Origin of the sequence: Micromonospora tarapacensis, assembly GCF_019697375.1 — a bacterium.
GTDB classification, from domain to species: Bacteria; Actinomycetota; Actinomycetes; order Mycobacteriales; family Micromonosporaceae; genus Micromonospora; species Micromonospora tarapacensis.
In genome coordinates this window covers 848,027-869,733 of record NZ_JAHCDI010000003.1, presented here as the reverse complement: position 1 = coordinate 869,733, position 21,707 = coordinate 848,027, and the positions used below count along the sequence as shown (strand labels likewise).

17 protein-coding genes and 3 pseudogenes are annotated in these 21,707 nt (G+C 71.4%); 2 read left to right on the top strand and 18 right to left on the bottom strand.

The genetic code is table 11. The features are described 5' to 3' along the window. Positions 1-78 precede the first annotated feature (78 nt). The 11 genes from KIF24_RS04955 to KIF24_RS04905 all read right to left on the bottom strand — a co-directional run bounded on the left by KIF24_RS04955 (position 79) and on the right by KIF24_RS04905 (position 10,208). On the bottom strand, positions 79-1,224 hold the full coding sequence (locus KIF24_RS04955; protein ID WP_221082934.1) for an LCP family protein: 1,146 nt from the start codon (positions 1,222-1,224) through the stop codon (positions 79-81). A 223-nt stretch (positions 1,225-1,447) separates the two neighbouring features. Further along, entirely contained in the window at positions 1,448-2,902 is a 1,455-nt protein-coding gene (atpD, locus tag KIF24_RS04950; protein ID WP_221082933.1) for a F0F1 ATP synthase subunit beta, read from the bottom strand. Then, positions 2,902-3,831: a F0F1 ATP synthase subunit gamma gene (locus tag KIF24_RS04945; RefSeq protein WP_221082932.1), complete on the bottom strand. Its 930-nt coding sequence runs from the start codon at positions 3,829-3,831 to the stop codon at positions 2,902-2,904. Before KIF24_RS04945 ends, atpD begins: the two co-directional genes overlap by 1 nt. A 9-nt stretch (positions 3,832-3,840) precedes the next feature. Continuing rightward, positions 3,841-5,487, bottom strand: a complete 1,647-nt coding sequence (atpA, locus tag KIF24_RS04940) for a F0F1 ATP synthase subunit alpha (RefSeq protein WP_221082931.1) — start codon at positions 5,485-5,487, stop codon at positions 3,841-3,843. Positions 5,488-5,580: 93 nt separating this feature from the next. Continuing rightward, positions 5,581-6,405 carry a F0F1 ATP synthase subunit delta gene (locus tag KIF24_RS04935; protein ID WP_221083186.1) on the bottom strand — a complete coding sequence of 275 codons (825 nt, stop codon included), beginning with the start codon at positions 6,403-6,405 and terminating at the stop codon, positions 5,581-5,583. Next, complete coding sequence (locus KIF24_RS04930) at positions 6,402-6,932, bottom strand: F0F1 ATP synthase subunit B (protein WP_221082930.1); 531 nt, start codon at positions 6,930-6,932, stop codon at positions 6,402-6,404. The genes KIF24_RS04935 and KIF24_RS04930 overlap by 4 nt, the downstream gene beginning before the upstream one ends. A 31-nt stretch (positions 6,933-6,963) precedes the next feature. Beyond that, positions 6,964-7,185, bottom strand: coding sequence for an ATP synthase F0 subunit C (gene atpE / locus KIF24_RS04925; RefSeq protein ID WP_221082929.1), 222 nt, complete (start codon positions 7,183-7,185; stop codon positions 6,964-6,966). A 95-nt stretch (positions 7,186-7,280) separates the two neighbouring features. Then, positions 7,281-8,102, bottom strand: a complete 822-nt coding sequence (atpB, locus tag KIF24_RS04920; protein ID WP_221082928.1) for a F0F1 ATP synthase subunit A — start codon at positions 8,100-8,102, stop codon at positions 7,281-7,283. Continuing rightward, the gene (locus KIF24_RS04915) at positions 8,103-8,324 is read right to left on the bottom strand and encodes a hypothetical protein (RefSeq protein WP_221082927.1); all 222 of its coding nucleotides are present in this window, start codon (positions 8,322-8,324) and stop codon (positions 8,103-8,105) included. A gap of 166 nt (positions 8,325-8,490) precedes the next feature. After that, entirely contained in the window at positions 8,491-8,925 is a 435-nt protein-coding gene (locus tag KIF24_RS04910) for a hypothetical protein (RefSeq protein ID WP_221082926.1), read from the bottom strand. After that, positions 8,922-10,208 carry a serine hydroxymethyltransferase gene (locus tag KIF24_RS04905; RefSeq protein WP_221082925.1) on the bottom strand — a complete coding sequence of 429 codons (1,287 nt, stop codon included), beginning with the start codon at positions 10,206-10,208 and terminating at the stop codon, positions 8,922-8,924. Before KIF24_RS04905 ends, KIF24_RS04910 begins: the two co-directional genes overlap by 4 nt. A 35-nt stretch (positions 10,209-10,243) precedes the next feature. On the opposite strand from KIF24_RS04905, the pseudogene KIF24_RS04900 reads away from it, so the two are divergent. Further along, positions 10,244-11,683: pseudogene (locus tag KIF24_RS04900) on the top strand (SDR family oxidoreductase); the annotation flags it as partial. A gap of 115 nt (positions 11,684-11,798) precedes the next feature. On the opposite strand, the gene KIF24_RS04895 reads toward KIF24_RS04900, so the two are convergent. From KIF24_RS04895 to prmC, 4 genes are all read right to left on the bottom strand, one after another. Next, complete coding sequence (locus tag KIF24_RS04895; protein WP_221082924.1) at positions 11,799-13,910, bottom strand: transglycosylase domain-containing protein; 2,112 nt, start codon at positions 13,908-13,910, stop codon at positions 11,799-11,801. Positions 13,911-14,006: 96 nt separating this feature from the next. Then, a complete protein-coding gene (locus KIF24_RS04890; RefSeq protein ID WP_221082923.1) occupies positions 14,007-14,618 on the bottom strand; it encodes an arsenate reductase/protein-tyrosine-phosphatase family protein in 612 nt (203 codons plus the stop codon). Then, positions 14,619-15,263 carry an L-threonylcarbamoyladenylate synthase gene (locus tag KIF24_RS04885; RefSeq protein ID WP_221083185.1) on the bottom strand — a complete coding sequence of 215 codons (645 nt, stop codon included), beginning with the start codon at positions 15,261-15,263 and terminating at the stop codon, positions 14,619-14,621. Beyond that, the gene (gene prmC, locus KIF24_RS04880; RefSeq protein ID WP_221082922.1) at positions 15,263-16,219 is read right to left on the bottom strand and encodes a peptide chain release factor N(5)-glutamine methyltransferase; all 957 of its coding nucleotides are present in this window, start codon (positions 16,217-16,219) and stop codon (positions 15,263-15,265) included. Before prmC ends, KIF24_RS04885 begins: the two co-directional genes overlap by 1 nt. A gap of 74 nt (positions 16,220-16,293) precedes the next feature. Between prmC and KIF24_RS04875 the strand changes: the two genes are divergently transcribed. Beyond that, complete coding sequence (locus KIF24_RS04875; RefSeq protein ID WP_221082921.1) at positions 16,294-17,844, top strand: diguanylate cyclase domain-containing protein; 1,551 nt, start codon at positions 16,294-16,296, stop codon at positions 17,842-17,844. A 6-nt stretch (positions 17,845-17,850) separates the two neighbouring features. Here KIF24_RS04875 and prfA read toward each other — a convergent pair. The 3 genes and pseudogenes from prfA to rho form a co-directional block, all read right to left on the bottom strand. Then, positions 17,851-18,938 (bottom strand): annotated as a pseudogene (prfA, locus tag KIF24_RS04870) (peptide chain release factor 1). 96 nt (positions 18,939-19,034) lie between these two features. Then, entirely contained in the window at positions 19,035-19,259 is a 225-nt protein-coding gene (rpmE, locus tag KIF24_RS04865; protein ID WP_221082920.1) for a 50S ribosomal protein L31, read from the bottom strand. Positions 19,260-19,557: 298 nt separating this feature from the next. Further along, a pseudogene (gene rho / locus KIF24_RS04860) lies at positions 19,558-21,653 on the bottom strand (transcription termination factor Rho). Positions 21,654-21,707: the final 54 nt, after the last annotated feature.

Sequence of the window (21,707 nt, the reverse complement as noted above, 5' to 3'; positions counted from 1 at the left end):
GCTGAGGCGGCGGATTGGGAAAAGTCTAGTCCCGCCCCGGACGTGTTCTTCAGGCGGGTGCCAAGACCCGCGCCACGGTCAACCCTTGCTCACCAGCTTGGGGTGTTCGAGGAGGAACGGATCCAGCAGTTCCCGCTCCAACGCGACGAAGAAGTCGTCGACCTCGGGTGCGAAGCGCTCGCCGAGGTACTTGCCGTTCTCCTCGATGCCACCACCCGGCAACTTGATCATTTGGATGTTGCCCGGGCGGATGTCCTTGAGCGCGAGGCCGAAGTCGACGACGCCGTGCCCCCGACCGCTGAAGATCAACGACTCGCCGGCCGCGCGGAGCACCTTGTCCAGTTTGATCGGATTGGTCACCACGTCGGCGCTGAGTGCCTGTCCGGCCATCGCCTTGACGAACTGCTGCTGGTGCCGCTGCCGGCCGTAGTCGCCGTCCGGCACGCCGTTCTCCGGATACCGCTGGCGGACGTAGTCCAGCGCCTGCCAGCCGGTCAGGTGCTGCTTGCCCTTCGGGTAGACCGCCTGCGGGCCGACGTATCCCCCGCCGTTGGGGTCCAGCTGGCGGTGCTTGCCGTCCGGCTCACGATGCTCGGAGCGGACCTCCCGCTCGATGTTCATCGTGACACCGCCCATGGCGTCGACGATCTTCCGGAAGCCCGCGAAGTTGATGATCGCACCGGCGTCGAAGCGCTCGATCCCGGTGACGTTCTGCACGGTGATGGCGAGCAGTTCGAAGCCACGCGCCGCGTCCGGCTTCTCGCCGGGCACCCGGCTGCCGAAGGACATCGCGGCATTGAGCTTGGTGGTCTGCCCAGGGAAATCCGCCTTGCGGAACGCCGGAATGTCGACGTAGAGGTCACGCGGCAGGGAGAAGAGGTATGCCCGGTCCAGTTCCTCGGGCACGTGCAGGACCATGATCGCGTCGGCCAGCGGCGGCGTGTCGTCGTCGCGGGGGTCGATGCCGACCAGCAGGATGTTGAGCGGGCCCTTGATGTCGCTCTTGGGGGTGGCGCCGGCCGCCTCGTCGCCGAAGAGGTCCGCCTTGCCGACCGCACCCTCGTAGCGGGCCATCAGCGCCTCCGCGCCGACCAGGCTCGTCCCGCTGAGCACCATCAGGATGACGCCGAAGACGGTGCAGAGTTGTGCCCAGCGCGGCACGCCGCGCCACACGGACGAGCGTCCAGCACGCCTACCGCGTCTGCCGGCCTTACCCACAAGCATCTCCGTTCGTCGCGCCCCCCGGGGGAGATACGGGCGCGCGTGGCCGAATGGTTTAACGATCGCCGCTCATCGGCGCATGAGCGTGGCTAGACGGTATCTCGCGGGCGGCGGGATCGCCGAGCACGGGAGACCGGGCAGCGGCGATGGTACGTCGTGAACATGAACAGAAGGCCGCCCCGGCGTTACCGGGACGGCCCTCTTTTCGTTCGGGTCTGTCGAGAGATCAGCCCTTCATCAGCTCAGCGGCCTTCTTCTCAAGGTCGTCGAGCCCACCGCACATGAAGAACGCCTGCTCGGGGAAGTGGTCGTACTCACCCTCGCTGATCTTGCGGAAGGCCTCGATGGTCTCCTTGATCGGAACCGTCGAGCCCGATACGCCGGTGAACTGCTCCGCCGCGTAGGTGTTCTGGGACAGGAAGCGCTCGATCCGCCGGGCCCGCTGGACCGTGATCTTGTCTTCCTCGGAGAGTTCCTCGATACCGAGGATGGCGATGATGTCCTGCAGGTCCTTGTAGCGCTGCAGGATCCGCTTCACCTCGCTGGCCACCTGGAAGTGTTCCTGGCCGACGAACTCGGGGGCCAGAATCCGCGACGAGGACGCCAGCGGGTCCACCGCCGGGTAGATGCCCTTGTCGGAGATCGACCGCTCCAGGTTGGTGGTGGCGTCCAGGTGGGCGAACGTGGTGGCCGGGGCGGGGTCGGTGTAGTCGTCCGCCGGCACGTAGATCGCCTGCATCGAGGTGATGGCCTGACCCCGGACGGAGGTGATCCGCTCCTGCAGCTCACCCATCTCGTCGGCCAGGGTGGGCTGGTAACCCACCGCGCTGGGCATCCGGCCCAGCAGGGTGGAGACCTCGGAACCGGCCTGGGTGAAGCGGAAGATGTTGTCGATGAAGAGCAGCACCTCCTGCTTCTTCACGTCGCGGAAGTACTCCGCCATCGTCAGCGCGGAGAGCGCGACCCGCAGCCGGGTGCCCGGCGGCTCGTCCATCTGGCCGAAGACCAGCGCGGTCTTGTCGATGACGCCCGAGTCGGTCATCTCGTGGATGAGGTCGTTGCCCTCACGGGTGCGCTCACCCACGCCGGCGAAGACCGAGGTGCCGCCGAAGTTCCGGGCCACCCGGGTGATCATTTCCTGGATGAGCACCGTCTTGCCCACGCCGGCACCGCCGAACAGACCGATCTTGCCGCCCTTGACGTACGGCGCGAGCAGATCGATCACCTTGATGCCGGTCTCCAGCATCTCGGTCTTCGGCTCCAGGTCCGCGAAGGCCGGGGCCTTGCGGTGGATGCCCCACTGGTCGTCGGCCTCGATGGTCTCGCCCTCGGTGAGGTTGAGGCACTCGCCGATCGCGTTGAACACGTGGCCCTTGACGGCGTCGCCGACCGGCACCCGGATCGGGAACGCGGTGTCCCGGACCTCGGCACCGCGGACCAGACCGTCGGTGGGCTGCATCGAGATGGCGCGTACCACGTTGTCACCCAGGTGCTGGGCGACCTCCAGGGTCAGCGTCTTCTCGCCGCCGGAGAGGGTCACGCTCACCTGGAGGGCGTTGAACAGGTCCGGCATGGCGTCGCGCGGGAACTCGGCGTCGACGACCGGGCCGATGACCCGGACCACGCGACCCGTGGCCGTCTTGGTCTCAGCTGGTCCACCAGCAACTGCGGATACAGTCATCACACTTCACTTCCCGACGCGGCCAGCGCGTTCGCGCCGCCGACGATCTCACTGATCTCCTGGGTGATCCCGGCCTGGCGGGCCGAGTTCATCTCACGCGTGTACTTGTCGATCATGTCTTCGGCGTTGTCGGTGGCACTCTTCATCGCCCGCCGCCGGGCCGCCGACTCGCTGGCCGCCGACTCCAGCAACGCTGCGTAGATCCGCGTGTTGATGTACTTCGGCAACAGCGCGTCGAGCAGCGCCTCCGCGTCCGGCTCGAACTCGTACGCCGGAAGGGCGCCCTCCGAGCGAGGCCGCTCCTCGATCTGCAACGGGCCGATGATCCGGGTGACCGGGTTCTGGGTCATCAGGGACTTGAACTCGGTGTAGACGATGTGCAACTCGTCCACCCCGCGCACCCCGTCCGGACCCGACTCACCGTCGACGTCGTCCGCCCCGGCCGCGAACGCCTTGATCAGCGTCTCGCCCACCTCCCGCGCGTCGGCGAAGGACGGCTGCTCCGAGAAGCCCGTCCAACTGGCCTCCAGCGGCCGGTTCCGGAACCGGTAGAACGACGCGCCCTTGCGCCCGATGACATAGAGCACCGGCTCCTTGCCGTCGGCCTGCAGCCGGGCAATCAGCGACTCCGCCGTTCGGATGGCGTTCGAGCTGTAACCGCCGGCCAACCCCCGGTCGGCGGTCACCAGCAGCACGCCCGCCCGCCGCACCCGCTCGCGCGGGGTGAGCAGCGGATGGTCGACCGAGGCGTTGGACGCCAGCGCCGTGAGGACGCCGGTGATCGCCTGGGCGTACGGCAGGGACGCCCCGACCCGGGCCTGAGCCTTGGCGATCCGGCTCGTCGCCACGAGCTCCATCGCCTTGGTGATCTTCTTCATCCCCTTCGCCGAGCGGATCCGTTGACGAAGAACACGTACCTGCGCCGCCATGGCCCGACCCTACTGCTCTTGGGCCGGAGCCTCGCCGCTGTAGCGGGTGACCGTCTCGTGCTCGGCCTCGCCCTCCAGCGGCGCCGCCGGCGCCTCGTTGATCGTGCGCTCGTCCTCGCGGCCGAGGAAGCCCTGCTTGAACTCGGCGACGGCCGTCTCGAGGGTGGCGATGATGTCGTCGTCCCACTTGTTGTCGGCGATCGCCTGCAGCGTGGCGTTGTGCTTGCGCCGCAACTGCTCCAGGAACTGCGTCTCGAAGCGCCGCACGTCACCGACCGGGATGTCGTCGAGCTTGCCCTCGGTACCGGCCCAGACGGCCACCACCTGGTCCTGCACCGGGTACGGCGAGTAGTTCGGCTGCTTGAGCAGCTCCACCAGGCGGGCGCCGCGGTCCAGCTGGGCGCGGGAGGCCTTGTCCAGGTCCGAGGCGAAGGCGGCGAACGCCTCCAGCTCGCGGTACTGGGCCAGGTTCAGCCGCAGCGAACCGGAGACCTTCTTCATCGGCTTCACCTGCGCGGCGCCACCGACCCGGGAGACCGAGGTGCCGACGTTGATGGCCGGCCGGACGCCCTGGTTGAACAGGTCGGTCTCCAGGAAGATCTGGCCGTCGGTGATGGAGATGACGTTGGTCGGGATGAAGGCCGAGATGTCGTTGGCCTTCGTCTCGATGATCGGCAGGCCGGTCATCGAGCCGCCGCCCATCTCGTCGGAGAGCTTCGCGCAGCGCTCCAGCAGCCGGGAGTGCAGGTAGAAGACGTCACCCGGGTACGCCTCACGGCCCGGCGGGCGACGCAGCAGCAGCGACACGGCCCGGTACGCCTCGGCCTGCTTGCTCAGGTCGTCGAAGACGATCAGGACGTGCTTGCCGTTGTACATCCAGTGCTGGCCGATGGACGAACCGGTGTAGGGGGCGAGGTACTTGAAGCCCGCCGGGTCCGACGCCGGGGAGGCGACGATCGTGGTGTACTCCATCGCGCCCGCCTCCTCCAGCTGCCCCTTGATGGAGGCGATGGTGGAGGCCTTCTGGCCGATGGCCACGTAGATGCAGCGGACCTGCTTCTTCGGGTCGCCGGACGCCCAGTTCTGCCGCTGGTTGAGGATGGTGTCCAGGGCGACCGTGGTCTTGCCGGTCTTGCGGTCACCGATGATCAGCTGCCGCTGCCCCCGGCCGATCGGGGTCATCGCGTCGATGGCCTTGATGCCGGTCTGCATCGGCTCGAAGACGGACTGCCGCGCCATCACGTTCGGGGCCTGGAGCTCAAGCTCGCGGTAGCCCTCGTCGGTGATGTCGCCGAGGCCGTCGATCGGCTTGCCGAGCGCGTCGACCACGCGGCCGAGGAAGCCGTCGCCGACGGGCACCGAGAGCACCCGGCCGGTGCGCTTGACGCGCTGCCCCTCCTCAAGCCCGGAGTAGTCGCCGAGGACGACGACACCGATCTGCCGGACGTCGAGGTTCAGCGCCACGCCGAGCGTGCCGTCCTCGAACTCCAGCAGCTCGTTGGTCATGGTCGAGGGCAGGCCCTCGACGTGGGCGATGCCGTCGCCGGTGTCGGCGACGGTGCCGACCTCCTCACGGGAGACGTCGGGCGAGTAGGAGGAGACGTAGCGCTCCAGGGCGCCGCGGATGTCCTCCGTCGAGATGGTCAGCTCGGCCATCCTCTGCTTCCTTAAGTTTCAGGGGCCCGGGATACCTAGTACCGACCGGTCCTCGGGTCGACTGTCATTCCGGGCACTTCGCGGGAGTGCTGGTCAGCGCTTCGCGAGCGCGTTACGGGTCTCGTTGAGGCGGCGCAGGATCGTCCCGTCGTACAGGTCCGAACCCACCCGGACGCTCGCTCCGCCGAGGATCGTCGGGTCAACCGTAAACTTCACGGCGACCGCCCGACCGTAGATGGTCGAGAGCTGGTCGCCCAGCCGGCGTTCCTCGTCCTCGGTGAGCGGTGCCGCGACGGTCACGTACGCGACCTGCCGGTCGCGCCGCTCCGCCGCCAGCTCCACCAGTCGAGTCAGCCCGGCGGAGAACGACCGGCCGCCGAAGCCGGCCAGGGCCGCCTCCACCAGTCGGACGGTCACCGGCCGGGCCTTGCCCGTCAGGAGCATCCCGACCAGCTCGGCCCGCTGGGCCACCGGGGCGATCGGGTCGGACAGCGTGTTGGACAGTTGCGGATCCGCCGCGACCACCTGGCCGAAGCGGAACAGCTCGTCCTCCACCTCGCCGAGTTCGTCGGCCAGGTCCGCGCTGCCGAGCAGGGCCTGCACGCCGAGGCGTTCGACCGCGTCGAGCAGCTCCGACGGCACCGACCAACGGCCGGCGACCAGGGTGCCGAGCAGGTCGAGCGGATCCCCGCCGATCTTGCCGGAGAGCACCCCGGTCAACAGACCGGCCCGATCCTCGCCCGCACGGGCCGGATCGGACAGCGCCCGGCGCAGTCGGACCTCACGCCGCAGCAGGTCCGCGACGGCGAGCAGCTCCGCGCCCGTGGTGGCGACCGCCGGCGGCTCGGCCCCCCGGACGTACTCCTCCAGCCGCGTGACCGCGACGGAGTAGGACTCCCGGCTGGCAGCCCGCATCAGCGGGCCCCCGCGCTTTCGAGATCGGTGAGGAAGCGCTCGACGGTGCCCTTGCGGCGGGCCTCGTCCGCGAGCGACTCGCCCACGATCCGGCCGGCCAGGTCGACCGCGAGACCGCCGATCTCCGCACGCAGCTCGCGCACGATGGTCTGACGCTCCACGGCCAGCGAGTCCCGGCCGGCGGCGATGATCCGGTCGGACTCCTCCCGGGCCTTGGCCAGGATCTCGGTGCGGATCGACTCGGCGTCGGCGCGGGCGTCGTCCCGGATCCGGGCCGCCTCGGTACGCACCTCGGCGAGCTGGGCACGGTACTGCTCGAGAAGCTGGTTGGCCTCGGCCTGAGCCGCCTCGGCACGCTTGAGGCCGCCCTCGATCGCGTCGACCCGCGCCTGGTACATCGCCTCCATGCGCGGCAGCACGAACTTCATCAGGACGTAGCAGAGCAGGGCGAAGGCGATCGTGCCGACGACGAGCTCCTGCCAGATCGGCACGAGCGGGTGGTGCTCCACGCCTTCGGCGGCGAGATTCATGTCAGACCTCCGGGTCGCGTCGGGCGAGGTGTCAGACTGCGAACGCGAGCACCAGGCCGAACAGGGCGAGCGCCTCGACCAGCGCGAAGCCCAGGACCAGCCAGGTGCGGTTGTAGCCGGCGGACTCCGGCTGGCGGGCGCTGGCCTGGATGTAGGCCGCGAAGACCAGGGCGACACCGATGCCGGGGCCGATGGCGGCGAGGCCGTAACCGATGGTGTTGACGCTGCCCTCGATGGCGGCAATAGCGCTCATTGCGGGTATTCCTCCTAGTAGACGCGTGAGGCTTCACGCGTACGCGGTCGTACCGAAAGCTTGGTCGGGCCGGGCGGCCCGCCGAGGTGTGTGGATCAGTGCTCGTCGGCGAGCGACGTGCCGATGTAGTTGGCGGTCAGGGTGACGAAGACGTACGCCTGCAGCAGCGCGACCAGCACCTCGAAGAAGGCCATCAGGATCGCCATCGCGAACGAGAAGACCGAGGTCACCTGGACGAAGATGTTGTCCGAGGCGAGCATCACGAAGCCGCCGACGGTGAAGACCAGCAGGATCAGGTGACCGGCGAACATGTTGGCGAAAAGTCGGACCGCCAGCGTGACCGGTCGGTTGATGAAGTTCTGTAGGAACTCGATCGGAATCAGCAGAACGTGCATCGGCCACGGCACGCCCGGGATGATCAGGCTCTGCTTGAGGTAGCGGCCCAGACCGTGCTTGCGGACGCCCAGGTAGAGGTACATCACGTAGGTGATCACGGCGAGCACGATCGGGAAGGCGATGTGCGAGTTCGGCGAGATCTGCAAACCCGGGACGATGCCGAAGAGGTTGGTCACCACGATGAAGCAGAACAGCACGGTGAAGTAGGGCGCGAACCGGATGCCGTCCTTGCCCATCTGCTCGCGGGCGATGTTGTCCCGGACCAGGCCGTAGATCGACTCCGCGTACCACTGGCCCTTGCTCGGCACGAGCTTCGGGTTCCGGTAGGTCGCCATGAAGAAGATGATCAGAAGCCCGACGGCCAGCCAGACCATGAGGGTGAACTTGGTAATCCACGGACCTGCGAGATCCGGTGGGTAGAAGTCTCCGACGCTGGGGGGCCAGGGAAGGCCCTCAGCGGCGACAAGCTGTCCGCTCACCGTGTCATCCTCCGCACTCGACAGACCCACACGTGCCGGCACTCAGGCACCGAGCCTCTTCATGATCAGGTAGATCGCTCCGGCTGCGCCGAGCATCATGCCCACGGCGATCCCCGCGCCGGTCGGCAAACCGAGGAATCCCTCCGCCAACCAGCCGAGGAATCCCCACACCACGATGCCGGCGAGCAGGTAGCCCAGAACGGCTCCGGCCACACCTTCCGACGAGTGTTCGTCGGAGCTTTCGCGGTGAGGGTTGTCGGCCATGACGAGGCGAACACTATCAGTCGGGTGTTTCGCGAGTGTGCGGCACCCCCCACACTGCGAGCAGCGTGCGGGCGGCGGGTGCGGGCGCGTCAAGCCGGACCTAGCCTACTCCTGTCCCACCCGCCGGGCAGGCCGACGAAACGCCGGGAAAACGCCAGCCGTACGGTCAGTGACCCGACGATCGGTCCACGGTGGGCAGCGGGGAGCGCAGCGCCCAGGTCAGGTGGGCACCCGTCCACACCACCACGGCCGCGATGATGGCCACGCCCATGTCGGGCAGACCCGGCCAACCGGTGGCCGCGACGGCCGCCATCACCACGCCCAGGATCACGATCTTCGTGACATAGGTGACCAGGCCCACCGACATGATCAGTCTCGGGTGGACCGCGTCGGCCCAGGCCACCGAGAGTCCGGAGATCAGGTAGCTGACGATCACCAGGGCGATCCCCGCCGCCACCCCGGCCGCACCGGTCGGGCCGCGCAGCAGCGCGGCGGCCGGCACCGCGACCGCGGCCAGCGCGGCACAGGCGAGCAACGACAGGCGCAGGTACGGCAGCCGGGCCCGGATCGCGCCGGGTTCCCCCGCACGGGGCGCGCTCATCGGGGGTACGCCGGGAACTCGGCGACCAGCTCGGCCACGTCGACGGCGATCCGGGCCAGTTCGTCGGCCCCGCCCGCGACCGCCGGGTCGGTCCGCACGGCGCGGCCGATCAGTTCCGCGATCCGGCGCATCTGCGCCTGGCCCATGCCCTGGGTGGTGACGCTCGGGGTGCCCACCCGGATGCCCGAGGCGACCATCGGCTGCTGCGGGTCGTACGGGATGGCGTTCTTGTTCAACGTGATGGTCGCCGCGTCGCACCGCGCCTCGGCCTCGGCCCCGGTCACCCCGGCCTCCCGCAGGTCGATAAGCGTCAGGTGGGTGTCGGTGCCGCCGGAGACCGGCCGCATCCCCTCGGCCGCCAGCCCGTCGGCGAGTGCCCGCGCGTTGGCGACCACCTGTGCGGCGTAGCTGCGGTAGTCCGGCTGCGCCGCCTCGTGCAACGCGACGGCCTTGGCCGCGACGGCGTGCATCAGCGGCCCGCCCTGAGTGAACGGGAAGACCGCCTTGTCGATCCGCCCGGCCAGCGGCTCCCGGCACAGGATCATGCCGCCCCGCGGGCCACGCAGCACCTTGTGGGTGGTCGCGCAGACCACGTCGGCGTACGGCACCGGCGACGGGATCGCCTGCCCGGCGACCAGCCCGATGAAGTGTGCCGCGTCCACCATCAGGTACGCGCCGACGGAGTCCGCGATCTCCCGGAACCGGGCGAAGTCGATCAGTCGCGGGTAGGCCGTCGCACCACAAATGATCATCTTGGGCCGATGGGTGAGGGCAAGGTCGCTCACCTCGTCGTAGTCGATCAGCTCGGTGTCCCGCCGGACGGTATAGCCCACGGCATCGAACCACTTGCCGGAGAAGTTCACCCGGCTGCCGTGGGTCAGGTGCCCACCGTGCGGCAGGTCCATCGCCAGCACGGTGTCCCCCGGCTGCACCAGCGCCGCGTAGGCGGCCAGGTTGGCGCTCGCCCCGGAGTGCGGCTGGAGGTTGGCGTGCTCGGCGCCGAAGAGGTCCTTGGCCCGGGCGACGCCGATCTCCTCGGCCCGGTCGACCTGCCCGCAGCCACCGTAGTAACGCCGGCCCGGATAGCCCTCGGCGTACTTGTTGGTCAGCGTCGAGCCCAGGGCGGCGAGCACCGCCGGCGAGGCGAGGTTCTCGCTGGCGATCAGTTGCAGGCCCCCGCGCAACCGGTCGAGTTCGCCCAGCACCACCTCCGCGATCTCCGGGTCGGTCGTGCTGAGCTGCTCGAAATCCGGCCCCCAGAAGGTGCCCTCGGCGATCTCCACAGCGCCAGAGTCTATTCGGCCGCAGACTGGACACCGTGAGATGCCTGGTGACCGGTGCGACGGGATACATCGGCGGGCGGCTGGCGCCCCGCCTGCTGGCGGAGGGATACCAGGTGCGCTGCCTGGCCCGGCGGGCCGGGCGACTACGCGACGTGCCGTGGGCCCCGGCGGTCGAGATCGCCGAGGGCGACCTGAGCCGGCCGGAGTCGCTGACCGGGGTCTTCGACGGCGTCGACGTGGCGTACTACCTGGTGCACTCGCTCGGGCAGGCCGGCTTCGAGGCCGCCGACCGGCAGGCCGCGACGGCCTTCGCGGCGGCGGCCCGCGCCGCGGGCGTACGCCGGATCGTCTATCTGGGCGGGCCGGCGCCGGCGGCCGGCGAGGACGCCTCCTCGGCACACCTGCGCTCCCGCAGCGAGGTGGGGCGGATCCTGCTGGACAGCGGGGTGCCGACCGTGGTGCTCCGGGCGGCGGTGATCATCGGATCGGGGTCGGCGTCGTTCGAGATGTTGCGCTACCTGACCGAGCGGCTGCCGGTGATGGTCACGCCGCGCTGGGTCGCCAACCGGATCCAGCCGATCGCGGTCCGCGACGTGCTGCGCTACCTGGTCGGCTGCGCGAAGCTGCCACCGGAGGTCCACCGCGGCTTCGACATCGCCGGGCCGGACGTGCTCACCTTCGGCGACATGATGCAGCGCTACGCGCGGGTGGCGGGGCTCTCCCACCGGCTGCTGCTGCCGGTACGCCCGCTGACGCCCACGCTCTCGTCGTACTGGGTCGGACTGGTCACCCCGGTACCCAACGCGCTCGCCCGCCCGCTGGTGGAGAGCCTGGTGCACGAGGCCGTCGCGCACGAGCGCGACATCGCGGCGTACCTGCCCGACCCGCCGGGCGGTTTGATCGGCTTCGACCGGGCCGTCGAGCTGGCCCTGGCGATGGTCCGCGACGCCCAGGTGGAGACCCGCTGGTCGAACGCGGCCGGACCGGACGCGCCCGCCGAGCCGCTGCCCAGCGACCCGGACTGGAGCGGCGGCACCGCGTACACCGACCTGCGGGAGCAGCCGGTGGCGGCCTCGCCGGAGGCACTGTGGGAGGTGATCGAGGGGGTCGGGGGCGAGCACGGCTGGTACTCGTTCCCGCTGGCCTGGTCGGTGCGCGGGTGGCTGGACCGGCTGGTCGGCGGCGTGGGGTTGCGCCGCGGCCGGCGCCACCCGCACCACCTGCGGGTCGGTGAGTCGCTGGACTTCTGGCGGGTGGAGGAGATCGTGCCCGGCGAGTTGCTGCGGCTGCGCGCCGAGATGCGATTGCCGGGCCGGGCCTGGTTGGAGATGCGGGTGCAGCGCGACGACGCCGGGCAGGTCCGGTACCGGCAGCGGGCGGTGTTCCTGCCCCGTGGGCTGGCCGGGCACGCGTACTGGGCCGCGGTGGCGCCGTTTCACGCCCTGGTCTTCGGCGGCATGGCCCGCAACATCGCCGGGGCGCCGAGCAGGTCGCCGCCGAGACCCGGCAGCGGCAGCCGCGCTGACTGGCGGCCCAGGCGGGTCACCCGGGGTCACCGGCCGGCCGCCGGCACCCCGGTTCGGTGGCGGCTCAGTTGCCGGTGCGTTGCCCGGCGGCCCGCCAGGCGGTCGCCTCGCTCGGCGGCACGAAGTCGCGGACCGGCTCGTCGCGCAGCGCGAAGGCGAGGATCTCCCCCACTCCCTCCACCATGGCGGCCTGCACCGCCCGACCGACCGCGTCGCGCGGCTCGTCGGGGTTGGCCGCCATCGCCGCGACCGCCAGCTGCGGGGTGAGGGCCACCACGGTCTCCGTGGCGTACCGCTCGGAGCTGCCGGTCTTGCCCGCCACCGGCCGGCCGAGCTGGACCCGCAGCCCGGCCGCCGTGCCGCCGTCGCAGCCGTGGTACATGGACTGGTCGCCGACCGGGCAACGGGCCGCGTCCGCCGCCGCCCGGGCCACGTCGACGTCGAGGACCTGCCGGCAGTCCGGCTGCCCGGCGGCCACCCGCCGGCCCGCCGAGTCGGTGATCGAGGTGACCGGCGTGGGCGCGCACCACGTTCCCTCGGCGCCCAGCGTGGCGTACGCGTTGGCCAGGTCGAGCGGGGTGGTGGCGGCCACGCCCAGGGTGAACGGTCCCCACTCGCGTGCGCCGTGCCGGGCCAGGTGCGCGTCGTCCTCGGCCCGGAAGACGATGCCGAGCCGCTCGGCCATCTCCACCACCCGGTCGGCGCCGACCCGTTCCGTCAGCCAGGCGAAGTACGTGTTGACCGAGTTGCCGAACGCGGACCACATGTCGTGCTCGCCGCTCGACGACGAACTGGCGTTCTCCGGGCACCAGTACCCGCCGCAACTCGGCTCGCCGTCGATCCGGTAGTCGGTGAGGATCCGCTGCGGGGCGTCGTACAGGGTACGCAGCGGCAGCCCGGCCTCCAGGGCGGCCAGCACGGTGAAGAGCTTGAACGTGGAGCCGGCCTGATAGCCGACGATGGTGCCACCACCGGCGACGAGCTGGTTGACGGTGTTGGGGTGGTTCTTCCGGCCGGCCGGGTTGGCCGCCACGCTGTAGACGCGGTTGACCGACATGGCGACCACCCGCCCGGTGCCGGGCTCGACCACGGCGGTCGGCATGGCGTGCGGGTGCTCGACCGAATAGATCCGCCGCACCTGCTCCGTGGTGGCCCGCTGCACGCCCGGGTCGAGCGAGGAGACGATGGTGAAGCCGCCCCGGCGCAGGGTGCGCTGCCGCTCGTCGACGCTGCCGCCGAACGCCTTCTGGTCGCTCCACCAGCGGGTGAACCAGTCGCAGAAGAAGGCCCAGTCGTTGTGCCCCTCGGGCACCCCGGTGCAGTCGTTCGGGGTCTCGCTGGGGCGCAGGTCCAGCGGTTCGGCCCCGGCCCGGGCCGCCGCCTCGGGCGCGACGTGGCCCGACTCGACCATCCGGTCCAACACGTACCCGCGGCGCACCATCGCGCTGTCCGCGTCACCGTTGATCGGGTCGTCGCTGTCCGGCGAACGGACCAGCCCGGCCAGCAGCGCCGCCTGGGCCAGCGTGAGTTCGGCCGGTGACGTGGAGAAGTAGCGCTTGCTGGCGGCGGCGATGCCGTACGCCCCGGCACCGAAGTACGCGATGTTGAGGTACCGGGCCAGGATCTGGTCCTTGGTCAGCTCCCGCTCCAACGCCAGCGCGTACCGGATCTCCTGGAGCTTGCGGACCGTGCTCACCTCGGTCGCCGCGCTGCGCTGCGCCTCGGTCAGCCGGGGATCGCTGCTGAGCACGTTTCGGACGTACTGCATGGTCAGCGTGGAGGCGCCCTGCCGGGTGGCGCCGTCGCGCCGGTTGACGGTGAAGGCCCGCACGATGCCCCGCAGGTCCACCCCGCTGTGCTCGTGGAAGCGGGCGTCCTCGGCGGCGATGATGGCCCGGCGCATCACCGTGGCCACCTCGCCCAACGGCACGTCCACCCGATCCTCCTGGTAGAAGGAGGTGATCAGGGTGGTGCCGTCGTTGGCGTAGAGGTTGGATCGTTGGGCCGTCGGCGGCGTACGCAGCGTGTTGGGCAACTCCGCGTACGGCGCGGAGAGTGCCGAGAAGCCGACGCCGAACACCAGCGCGGCCGGCAGGGCCGCCGCCGCCAGCACCAGGCCGGCCAGCGCGCCGGCCAGCAGGACGGTGAACATCTTCGGCAGGAATGCCCGGGTCATCCGCTCTCCCCGCAGGAGCCGTCAGGACTCCCCCAGAATGGGGCTAATGACCCTTTGTGCCGCGCTTTTCCCTCAAACCTGGATGAAATTCACCGATCAGGGGAGCAGGGCCGCCGCGAGCGGATGGACCGTCTCCTCGATCTCGTCGGCCACCCGGCTGAAGCACTGGTCACCGCGTCCCCACGGGTCGTCGAGATCGTCGGTGGCGAGCGACGTGGTCCCCTGACGAGCCGCGTGCGCCGCCGCGACCAGCGCCGCGCCCCGGCCGTGGACCGCATCGGCGGTGGCCTCGGCCGCCGGCAACGCGGCCAGATCCAGGACGGCCAGCAGCCGGCCGAACTCGCCCAGCACGAATGTGCGGGCGGCGGCGTCCGGCCGCAACGCGACCACGTACTCCTGCTGGTCGGCGGTGGCGGTCAGGATCAGGTCGGCGGCGTCGATGTGGTCCGAACGCAGCTTGCGCGCGGCGAAATCGGCGACGCTGCCGCCCCGGGTGAGCACCTGGCGGGCCGCCGGCGGGTTCATCTCCTCGCCGGCATGCCAGCCACCGGTGCCCGCGCTGTGGCTGTGCAGCAACTCCTCGGCCCGGGCCGGATCGACCTCACGCCGGGCCAGCCGCTCGCCGACGGCGAGGCTGAGCAGCCGCTCCGCCATCGGCGAGCGGCAGATGTTTCCCATGCAGACGTGCAGGACGGTGAAGGGAGGCACCTACGCCACCTGACTCTCGCGCAGCTCCGGCACCACGTCGCGCAGCCGGGCCAGGTCGATGGCCCCCTCGCGGACCAGCACCGGCGCGTCGCCGGTCAGATCCACGATCGTGCTCGGCACCGGATCCACCGCCGGCCCGGCCTCCAGGTAGGCCCGCACGGAGTAGGCCAGCTGGTCGCGCGCCTGGTCGGCGGTGAGCGCGGCCGGCTGGCCGGTCTTGTTGGCCGAGGCCACGGCCATCGGCCCGGTCTCGCGCAGCACCTCCAGCGCCACCGGGTGCAGCGGCATCCGCACCGCCACCGTGCCGCTGTCGTCGCCGAGATCCCACCGCAGGCTCGCCGAGTGTTTCACCAGGATGGTCAGCGCCCCCGGCCAGAACGCCTCCACCAGGTCCCGCGCCGCCGCCGGCAGCGTGTACGCCAGCCCGTCGAGGGTGTGCCGGGAACCGATCAGCACCGGCGGCGACGCGTGCGCGGCGCCCTTGGCGTCCAGCAGCGCCTTGACCGCGTACGGGGTGAACGCGTCCGCGCCGACCCCGTAGACGGTGTCGGTCGGCAGGACGACCAGCTCACCGTTGCGGACCGCCTCGATGGCCGCAGCGATGCCGCGGTCCCGGTCGGCGAGCGACCGGCAGTCGTAGAGCATCACGAGGAGCCAGTCTGCCACGTGCCGGCCGGGCCGGGTGGCGGGCGGTCCGGCCGGCGGGACGCGGTGGCGAACCGGGGCCGGCCGGCCAGGTCGCGGTGGTCGACGATCGACGCGTAACGGCCGTCCGCGGCGAGCAGGTCGGGCACCACCGTCCCGTGCGTGTCGTCGTGCTCGACGCCGAGGGCGCCACCGGGGCGCAGCAGGGCCGCTGCCCGGTCGACCACCGGACGGATGACGACCAGGCCGTCCGCGCCGGCGAACACCGCCTCCGCCGGGTCGTGCGCGGCCACCTCCGGCGGCACGGCGACCGGCCGCGGGACGTACGGCGGGTTGCACAGCAGCACGTGGACCCCGCCGGCCAGTTCGTCAAGCAGATCCGGGTCGGTGACGTCCGCCTCGACCACCTCGATCGGCCGGTCCCCCGCGGCGGCCCGGACCGCCGCGTTGCGCCGCAGCCAGGTCAGCGCGGCGGGCGAACGTTCGACCGCGACCACCCGGGCCGCCGGCACCTCGTGGGCCACCGACAGCGCGATCGCCCCGGACCCGCTGCACAGGTCCACCACCAGCGGCTCACCGGCGCCAGCGACCTGCCGGGCCCGGTCGACACCCCAGCCGGCGAGCAGCTCGGTCTCCGGACGGGGCACGAAGACGCCCGGCCCGACGGCCAGCTCCAGCAGCCGGAAGCCGGCGCTGCCGGTGAGGTGCTGCAGCGGCTCCCGCCGCGATCTGCGGGCCAGCAACGCCTGGTAGCTGTCAAGCTGACCGTCGGTGAACCCGTCCGCGAGGGCCAGCCGCCCCCGTGGCACCCCGAGCACGTGGGCGGCCAGCAGCTCCGCCTCCGCCCGGGCCGAGGCCACGCCGGCCGCGGCCAGGGTACGGGCGGCGCGGGCCAGCACCGGAGAGGGACGGTGGCGTCTCGTCCCTTCGGACGGGTGTTGCGGCACGGTGGTCACGCAATAATCATGAGTCGTCGCGGTGCACGTGCATAAGCGGGTGCAGCCGGCGACACACCGACGGGAGGTCGCGGGTGGGCTGGCTCGACCGGGTCCATGACCAGGTTGACGCCCTGACGGAGGCGCGGGCGTTGCAGGAGGTGAGCCGTTCTGCCGAGGCGTACGCGATCCTGGAGCGGGTGTTGCGTACCACCGGGGATCCGCATGCCCGGGCCGACGCGCTCGTGCAGCGGCTCTCCGCATTGCTCAATCTCGGCCGCACCGCCGAGTACACCCGCGCCATCGAGGAGGCCTCCGCCGCGGTACGCGACCTCGCCGAGCCCTACCTGCGCGGGCACCTCAACGCGCTGGCCTCGCTCGCCGCCCACCACCAGGGCGCGCTGGACCGCTGCGTGACCCACCTGGTGAAGGCCGCCCGGGCGCTCGGGGCGGTGGAGGACCCGGACCGGGACACCGCCTGGGGCTGGCACGACCTCGCGATGGCCTACTCCTACCTCAGCTTCCACGGTTACGCGCTGGGCGCGATCGAGCGCGCCCGGCAGCTCGGCACCGCCGCCGGGATTCCGGAGGAGACGTTCGCCGCACCGGGCATCCGGCTGCGCAACGCGGTCGCCCTGGACCATACCGGCGACAGCGACGGTTGCCTGCGGGTGCTGCGGGACGTCGCGGGCGACCTCGACCGGTTCGTGGCCGCCGGGCGCGCCGACCGGCTGCGCCCCAGCAGCCTGGCCGCCTACGGTTACGCCGCGGCCCGACGGGCGGCGCTCGGCGACGACGTCGACACCGTCCCGGGCCGGGATCCGTCCCGGCTGCTCGGGCACGGCGCGGACAGCGCCCGCGCCCGCGACATGCGCCAACTCGGCCAGGTCTGTCTGGCCATCGCCGGCGGGCGGCCGATCGAGGCGGTCAGCCGGCTGGAGACCGTCCGGGTCTCCGCCGAGACGCTCGGCGCGGCCGAGCCGGCCCGGTTGCGCAGCATGGCCCTGGGCCGGGCGGGCGACCACGCTGCCGCGCACCGGACCGACCGGCTGGCCTTCCGGCTTGCCGCCCAGCGTCACGACCGGCTCCGCGACGTCTACATCGACGGCATCGCGGCCCGGATCGACCACGAGGAGATGCGCCGCGAGGCGGCCCGGTTCGAGGGCGAGGCGCTGACCGACCCGCTGACCGGGCTGCCGAACCGGCGCCGGCTGGAGCGCTACATCGCGGCGGTGGTCGCCCGGGGCGAGCGGGTGGTGATCGGCGTCTGCGACCTGGACGGGTTCAAGGCGGTCAACACCCGACACGGGCACCACTCGGGAGACCTGGTCCTCCAGCGCGTCGCCGGCGTGATCAACCGGGTGATGCGGCGGGGAGACTTCGTGGCCCGCTACGGCGGCGACGAGTTCGTGGTGGTGCTGCCCGGCGCGGGGATGACCGAGGCGGCCGAGGTGGCCCGGCGCATCGACGCCGCCGTGCGCACCGAGGACTGGGAGTCGCTCGTCCCGGACACCCCGGTCGGCGTCAGCATCGGCTTCGCCGAGGTGAGTGCCGCCGGCCCAGGCCAGCGGGACGCGCTCGGGGCCGCCTTCGAGGCCGCCGACCGGGAGATGCTCCGGTCCAAGTCCCGGCCACGATCCGCCTGAGGACGATCAGCGGCGGGCCAGCTCCGCGTCGCCCGCCAGCCGGGCGGCCCGGTCGGCCTCGTTGAGCGCGTCGAGCACACCGTCCAGGTCCCCGGCGAGCGCCAGGTCGAGGTTGTACGCGGTGTACCCGATCCGGTGGTCGGTGATCCGGTTCTGCGGGAAGTTGTAGGTGCGGATCCGCTCGGAACGGTCCACCGTACGCACCTGGGCCTTGCGGGCGTCCGACGCCGCCGCGTCGGCCTGCTCCTGAGCGGCGGCGAGCAACCGCGCGCGCAGGATCCGCATCGCCTGCTCCCGGTTCTGCAACTGGGACTTCTCGTTCTGGCAGGAGACCACGATGCCGGTGGGCAGGTGGGTGATCCGCACCGCCGAGTCGGTGGTGTTGACCGACTGCCCGCCCGGTCCGGACGAGCGGAAGACGTCGATCCGCAGCTCGTTGGGGTCGACGGTCACGTCGACCTCCTCGGCCTCCGGCAGCACCAGGACGCCGGCGGCGCTGGTGTGGATGCGGCCCTGCGACTCGGTGACCGGGACCCGCTGCACCCGGTGCACCCCGCCCTCCCACTTCAACCGGGACCAGACGCCGTGGCCGCCCTCGGGCACCCCCTTGGTCTTGATCGCCAACGAGACGTCCTTGACCCCGCCCAGGTCGGAGTCCTGGGCGTCGATCACCTCGGTGAGCCAGCCGCGCCGCTCCGCGTACCGGGTGTACATGCGCAGCAGGTCGCCGGCGAACAGCGCGGACTCCTCGCCGCCCTCGCCGGCCTTGATCTCGACGATGACGTCCTTGGCGTCGTGCGGGTCGCGCGGCATGAGCAGCTCGGCGAGCCGTTCCTCCAGCCTCGGTACCGCCGCCGCGAGCGCCTCGGCCTCGGCCGCGAACGAGGCGTCCTCGGCCGCCAACTCCGCGCCGCGGCGAGGTCGGCCCGGGCCTGCCGCAGCTCGCCGGCGGCCTTGTACAGCGGCACCAGTTCGGCGTACCGGCGGCCGACCCGACGGGCGGTGCCCTGGTCGGCGTGGATGGCGGGGTCGGCCAGCCGCTTCTCCAGCTCGGCGTACTCGTCGAGGAGGGCGGCCAGGCGCTCGCTGCTCATGCTGGGGACAGCTCCTTGGACGGCGGGAAGACCGGGACTGGAGACGGACGACGCCCGCGCCCGGCGGGAAACCGGACGCGGGCGTCGGACGAGAAGCTACTTGGCCTTCTTGGCCTGGACCTTGGCGTACTTCTGCTGGAACTTCGCGACCCGGCCAGCGGTGTCCAGGACGCGCTGCTTGCCCGTGTAGAACGGGTGGCAGGCGCTGCACGTCTCGACGTGGATCGAGCCGCCCTTGGCGGTGCTGCGGGTGGTGAAGGTGTTACCGCAGGAGCAGGTGACGTCGGTGGTCACGTACTCTGGGTGAGTATTGGGCTTCATGTCGCCTCGGTCCTCTCGTCGTGGTCGCCGGGTCGCCCTGGCCCGCTCGTGCGTGCCGTCGGGGCGTGAACCGGAACCGGTGGCCGACTGACCAGTGTGCCATGGGCTTCGGTGGGCCCTGGAATCGGGCCGCACACCAGTTGGTCGCCGGTAGCAACATCGGGCCTCGGGTACGCATTCCCACCGCCCGCGCGAAGCATTCCTCCGCCCGGCCTCTGTTGCGTGGGGTGAAGCAGAGGCTACGCGAAGGGGCGTGGCCGGTCGGCCACGCCCCTTCGTCGATCTTCGTCGGCGGACGTTACTCCCCCGGCGTCGACTTGGCGATCTGCATCAGGAACTCGATGTTGGTCCGGGACTGCTTGAGCCGGTCCAGTAGGAGGTCCAATGCCGCCTGCGAGTCCAGCGAGTGCAGCACCTTGCGGAGCTTGTGCACGATGGCCAACTCCTCCGGCGCGAGCAGGATCTCCTCCTTGCGCGTCCCGGACGGGTGGATGTCGATGGCCGGGAAGGTCCGCCTGTCGGCGATCTTCCGGTCCAGCTTCAGCTCCGCGTTACCGGTGCCCTTGAACTCCTCGAAGATGACCGTGTCCGCCATGGACCCGGTCTCCACCAGGGCGGTGGCGAGGATGGTCAGCGAGCCGCCGTTCTCGATGTTGCGGGCCGCGCCGAGGAACCGCTTCGGCGGGTAGAGCGCGGTGGAGTCGATACCACCGGACATGATCCGGCCGCTGGCCGGTGCCGCCAGGTTGTACGACCGACCGAGCCGGGTCACCGAGTCGAGCAGCACGACCACGTCGTGGCCCAGCTCGACCAGGCGCTTGGCCCGCTCGATCGCCAGCTCGGCGACCGTGGTGTGGTCCTGCGGCGGGCGGTCGAACGTGGCCGCGATGACCTCGCCCTTGACCGACCGCTGCATGTCGGTGACCTCTTCGGGCCGCTCGTCGACCAGCACCACCATCAGGTGGCACTCCGGGTTGTTGTGCGTGATCGCGTTCGCGATCGCCTGCAGCACCATGGTCTTGCCGGCCTTCGGCGGCGAGACGATCAGCGCCCGCTGCCCCTTGCCGATCGGCATGACCAGGTCGATCACCCGGGTGGTGAGGATGTGCGGCTCGGTCTCCAGCCGCAGCCGCTCCTGCGGGTACAGCGGGGTGAGCTTGTAGAACTCGGGCCGGCGCTTGGCCTCGTCCGGCTCCATCCCGTTGATGGTGTCCAGCCGGACCAAGGGGTTGTACTTGTCGCGCCGCTGCTCGCCGTCGCGGGCCGCCCGGACGGCACCGGTGATCGCGTCACCGCGCCGCAGGCCGTACTTCTTGATCTGGGACATCGACACGTACACGTCGTTCGAGCCGGCCAGGTAGCCGGTGGTCCGGACGAACGCGTAGTTGTCGAGCACGTCGACGATGCCGGCCACCGGAACGAGCACGTCGTCCTCGGCGAACTGCGGCTCGCGACCGCCGTCGCCGCCGGAGTCGCCGCGGTCACCGCGGCCCCGTCGACGGTCCCGGAAGCGGCTACGCCGGCTGCGCCGACCGCCGCCCTCGTCGTCGTCACCGTCGTTGTCCCGCTCGGCGCGCTGCCCGCGATCACCGCGATCACCGCGATCGGAAGCACGGTCGCCACGGTCGCCACGATCGGCACGGTCACCGCGGTCACCGCGGTCGGCACGCTCGCCACGGTCGGCACGCTCGCCACGGTCGGCACGCTCGCCACGGTCGGCACGCTCGCCACGGTCACCGCGGTCACCGCGGTCACCGCGCTCGGCACGGTCGGCACGGTCGGCACGGTCGGCACGCTCGCCACGCTCGCCACGGTCACCGCGCTCGGCACGCTCGCCACGGTCACCGCGCTCGGCACGCTCGCCACGGTCACCGCGCTCGGCACGCTCGCCACGATCGCCGCGCTCCGGCCGCTCGCCGCGGTCCCGACCGGACCGGCTCTCGGCCCGCTCGCCCTCGGCGGCGGGCTCCTCGGCGCGGGTTTCCGCCACGGCCCGGCTGCGCCGGGTACGGCTGCGACCCTCGCTCTCGCTGTCGCTGTCGACGCTCGCCGCCGGTTGCTCGCCGCCACGGCGCTCGGCCTCCGGCCGCTCACCCACGTCTCGCACCTCCGCGTGTACCTCCTCGCGGACCGGGGTGGCGGCCGCCGCGACCTCGGCCCGTGGTCGAGGGCCCCGGCAGCGCCGCCCTGCCGCTCGGTGATCGCGCTGATCAGCTCGCCCTTGCGCATGCGAGCCGTCCCCGAGATGCCGAGCGACGCGGCCAGGCTCTGCAGCTCCGGCAGCAGCATCGCCGACAGACCCGTGCCGCTGCGCCGGCGACGGGCAGGGGCAGCGGTGGTGGCATCGCCAGCGACGTTGGAAACATCCGACGTCACGTCGGTGGTGTCGCTCAATGGATTCCTTCCCTCGATAGGCCGGGACTGCCCGGAATCGACAACAGGTGGCCG

What these genes read in the sequence shown, in the direction of transcription:
- rpmE (WP_221082920.1), bottom strand. Translation starts at nt 19,259, where the DNA reads ATGAAGCCCAATACTCACCCAGAGTACGTGACCACCGACGTCACCTGC.
- KIF24_RS04945 (WP_221082932.1), bottom strand. Translation starts at nt 3,831, where the DNA reads ATGGCGGCGCAGGTACGTGTTCTTCGTCAACGGATCCGCTCGGCGAAG.
- KIF24_RS04930 (WP_221082930.1), bottom strand. Translation starts at nt 6,932, where the DNA reads ATGAATCTCGCCGCCGAAGGCGTGGAGCACCACCCGCTCGTGCCGATC.
- KIF24_RS04885 (WP_221083185.1), bottom strand. Translation starts at nt 15,263, where the DNA reads ATGCTCTACGACTGCCGGTCGCTCGCCGACCGGGACCGCGGCATCGCT.
- KIF24_RS04895 (WP_221082924.1), bottom strand. Translation starts at nt 13,910, where the DNA reads ATGACCCGGGCATTCCTGCCGAAGATGTTCACCGTCCTGCTGGCCGGC.
- KIF24_RS04955 (WP_221082934.1), bottom strand. Translation starts at nt 1,224, where the DNA reads ATGCTTGTGGGTAAGGCCGGCAGACGCGGTAGGCGTGCTGGACGCTCG.
- atpE (WP_221082929.1), bottom strand. Translation starts at nt 7,185, where the DNA reads ATGAGCGCTATTGCCGCCATCGAGGGCAGCGTCAACACCATCGGTTAC.
- KIF24_RS04910 (WP_221082926.1), bottom strand. Translation starts at nt 8,925, where the DNA reads ATGAGCGCGCCCCGTGCGGGGGAACCCGGCGCGATCCGGGCCCGGCTG.
- atpD (WP_221082933.1), bottom strand. Translation starts at nt 2,902, where the DNA reads ATGACTGTATCCGCAGTTGCTGGTGGACCAGCTGAGACCAAGACGGCC.
- KIF24_RS04915 (WP_221082927.1), bottom strand. Translation starts at nt 8,324, where the DNA reads ATGGCCGACAACCCTCACCGCGAAAGCTCCGACGAACACTCGTCGGAA.
- atpA (WP_221082931.1), bottom strand. Translation starts at nt 5,487, where the DNA reads ATGGCCGAGCTGACCATCTCGACGGAGGACATCCGCGGCGCCCTGGAG.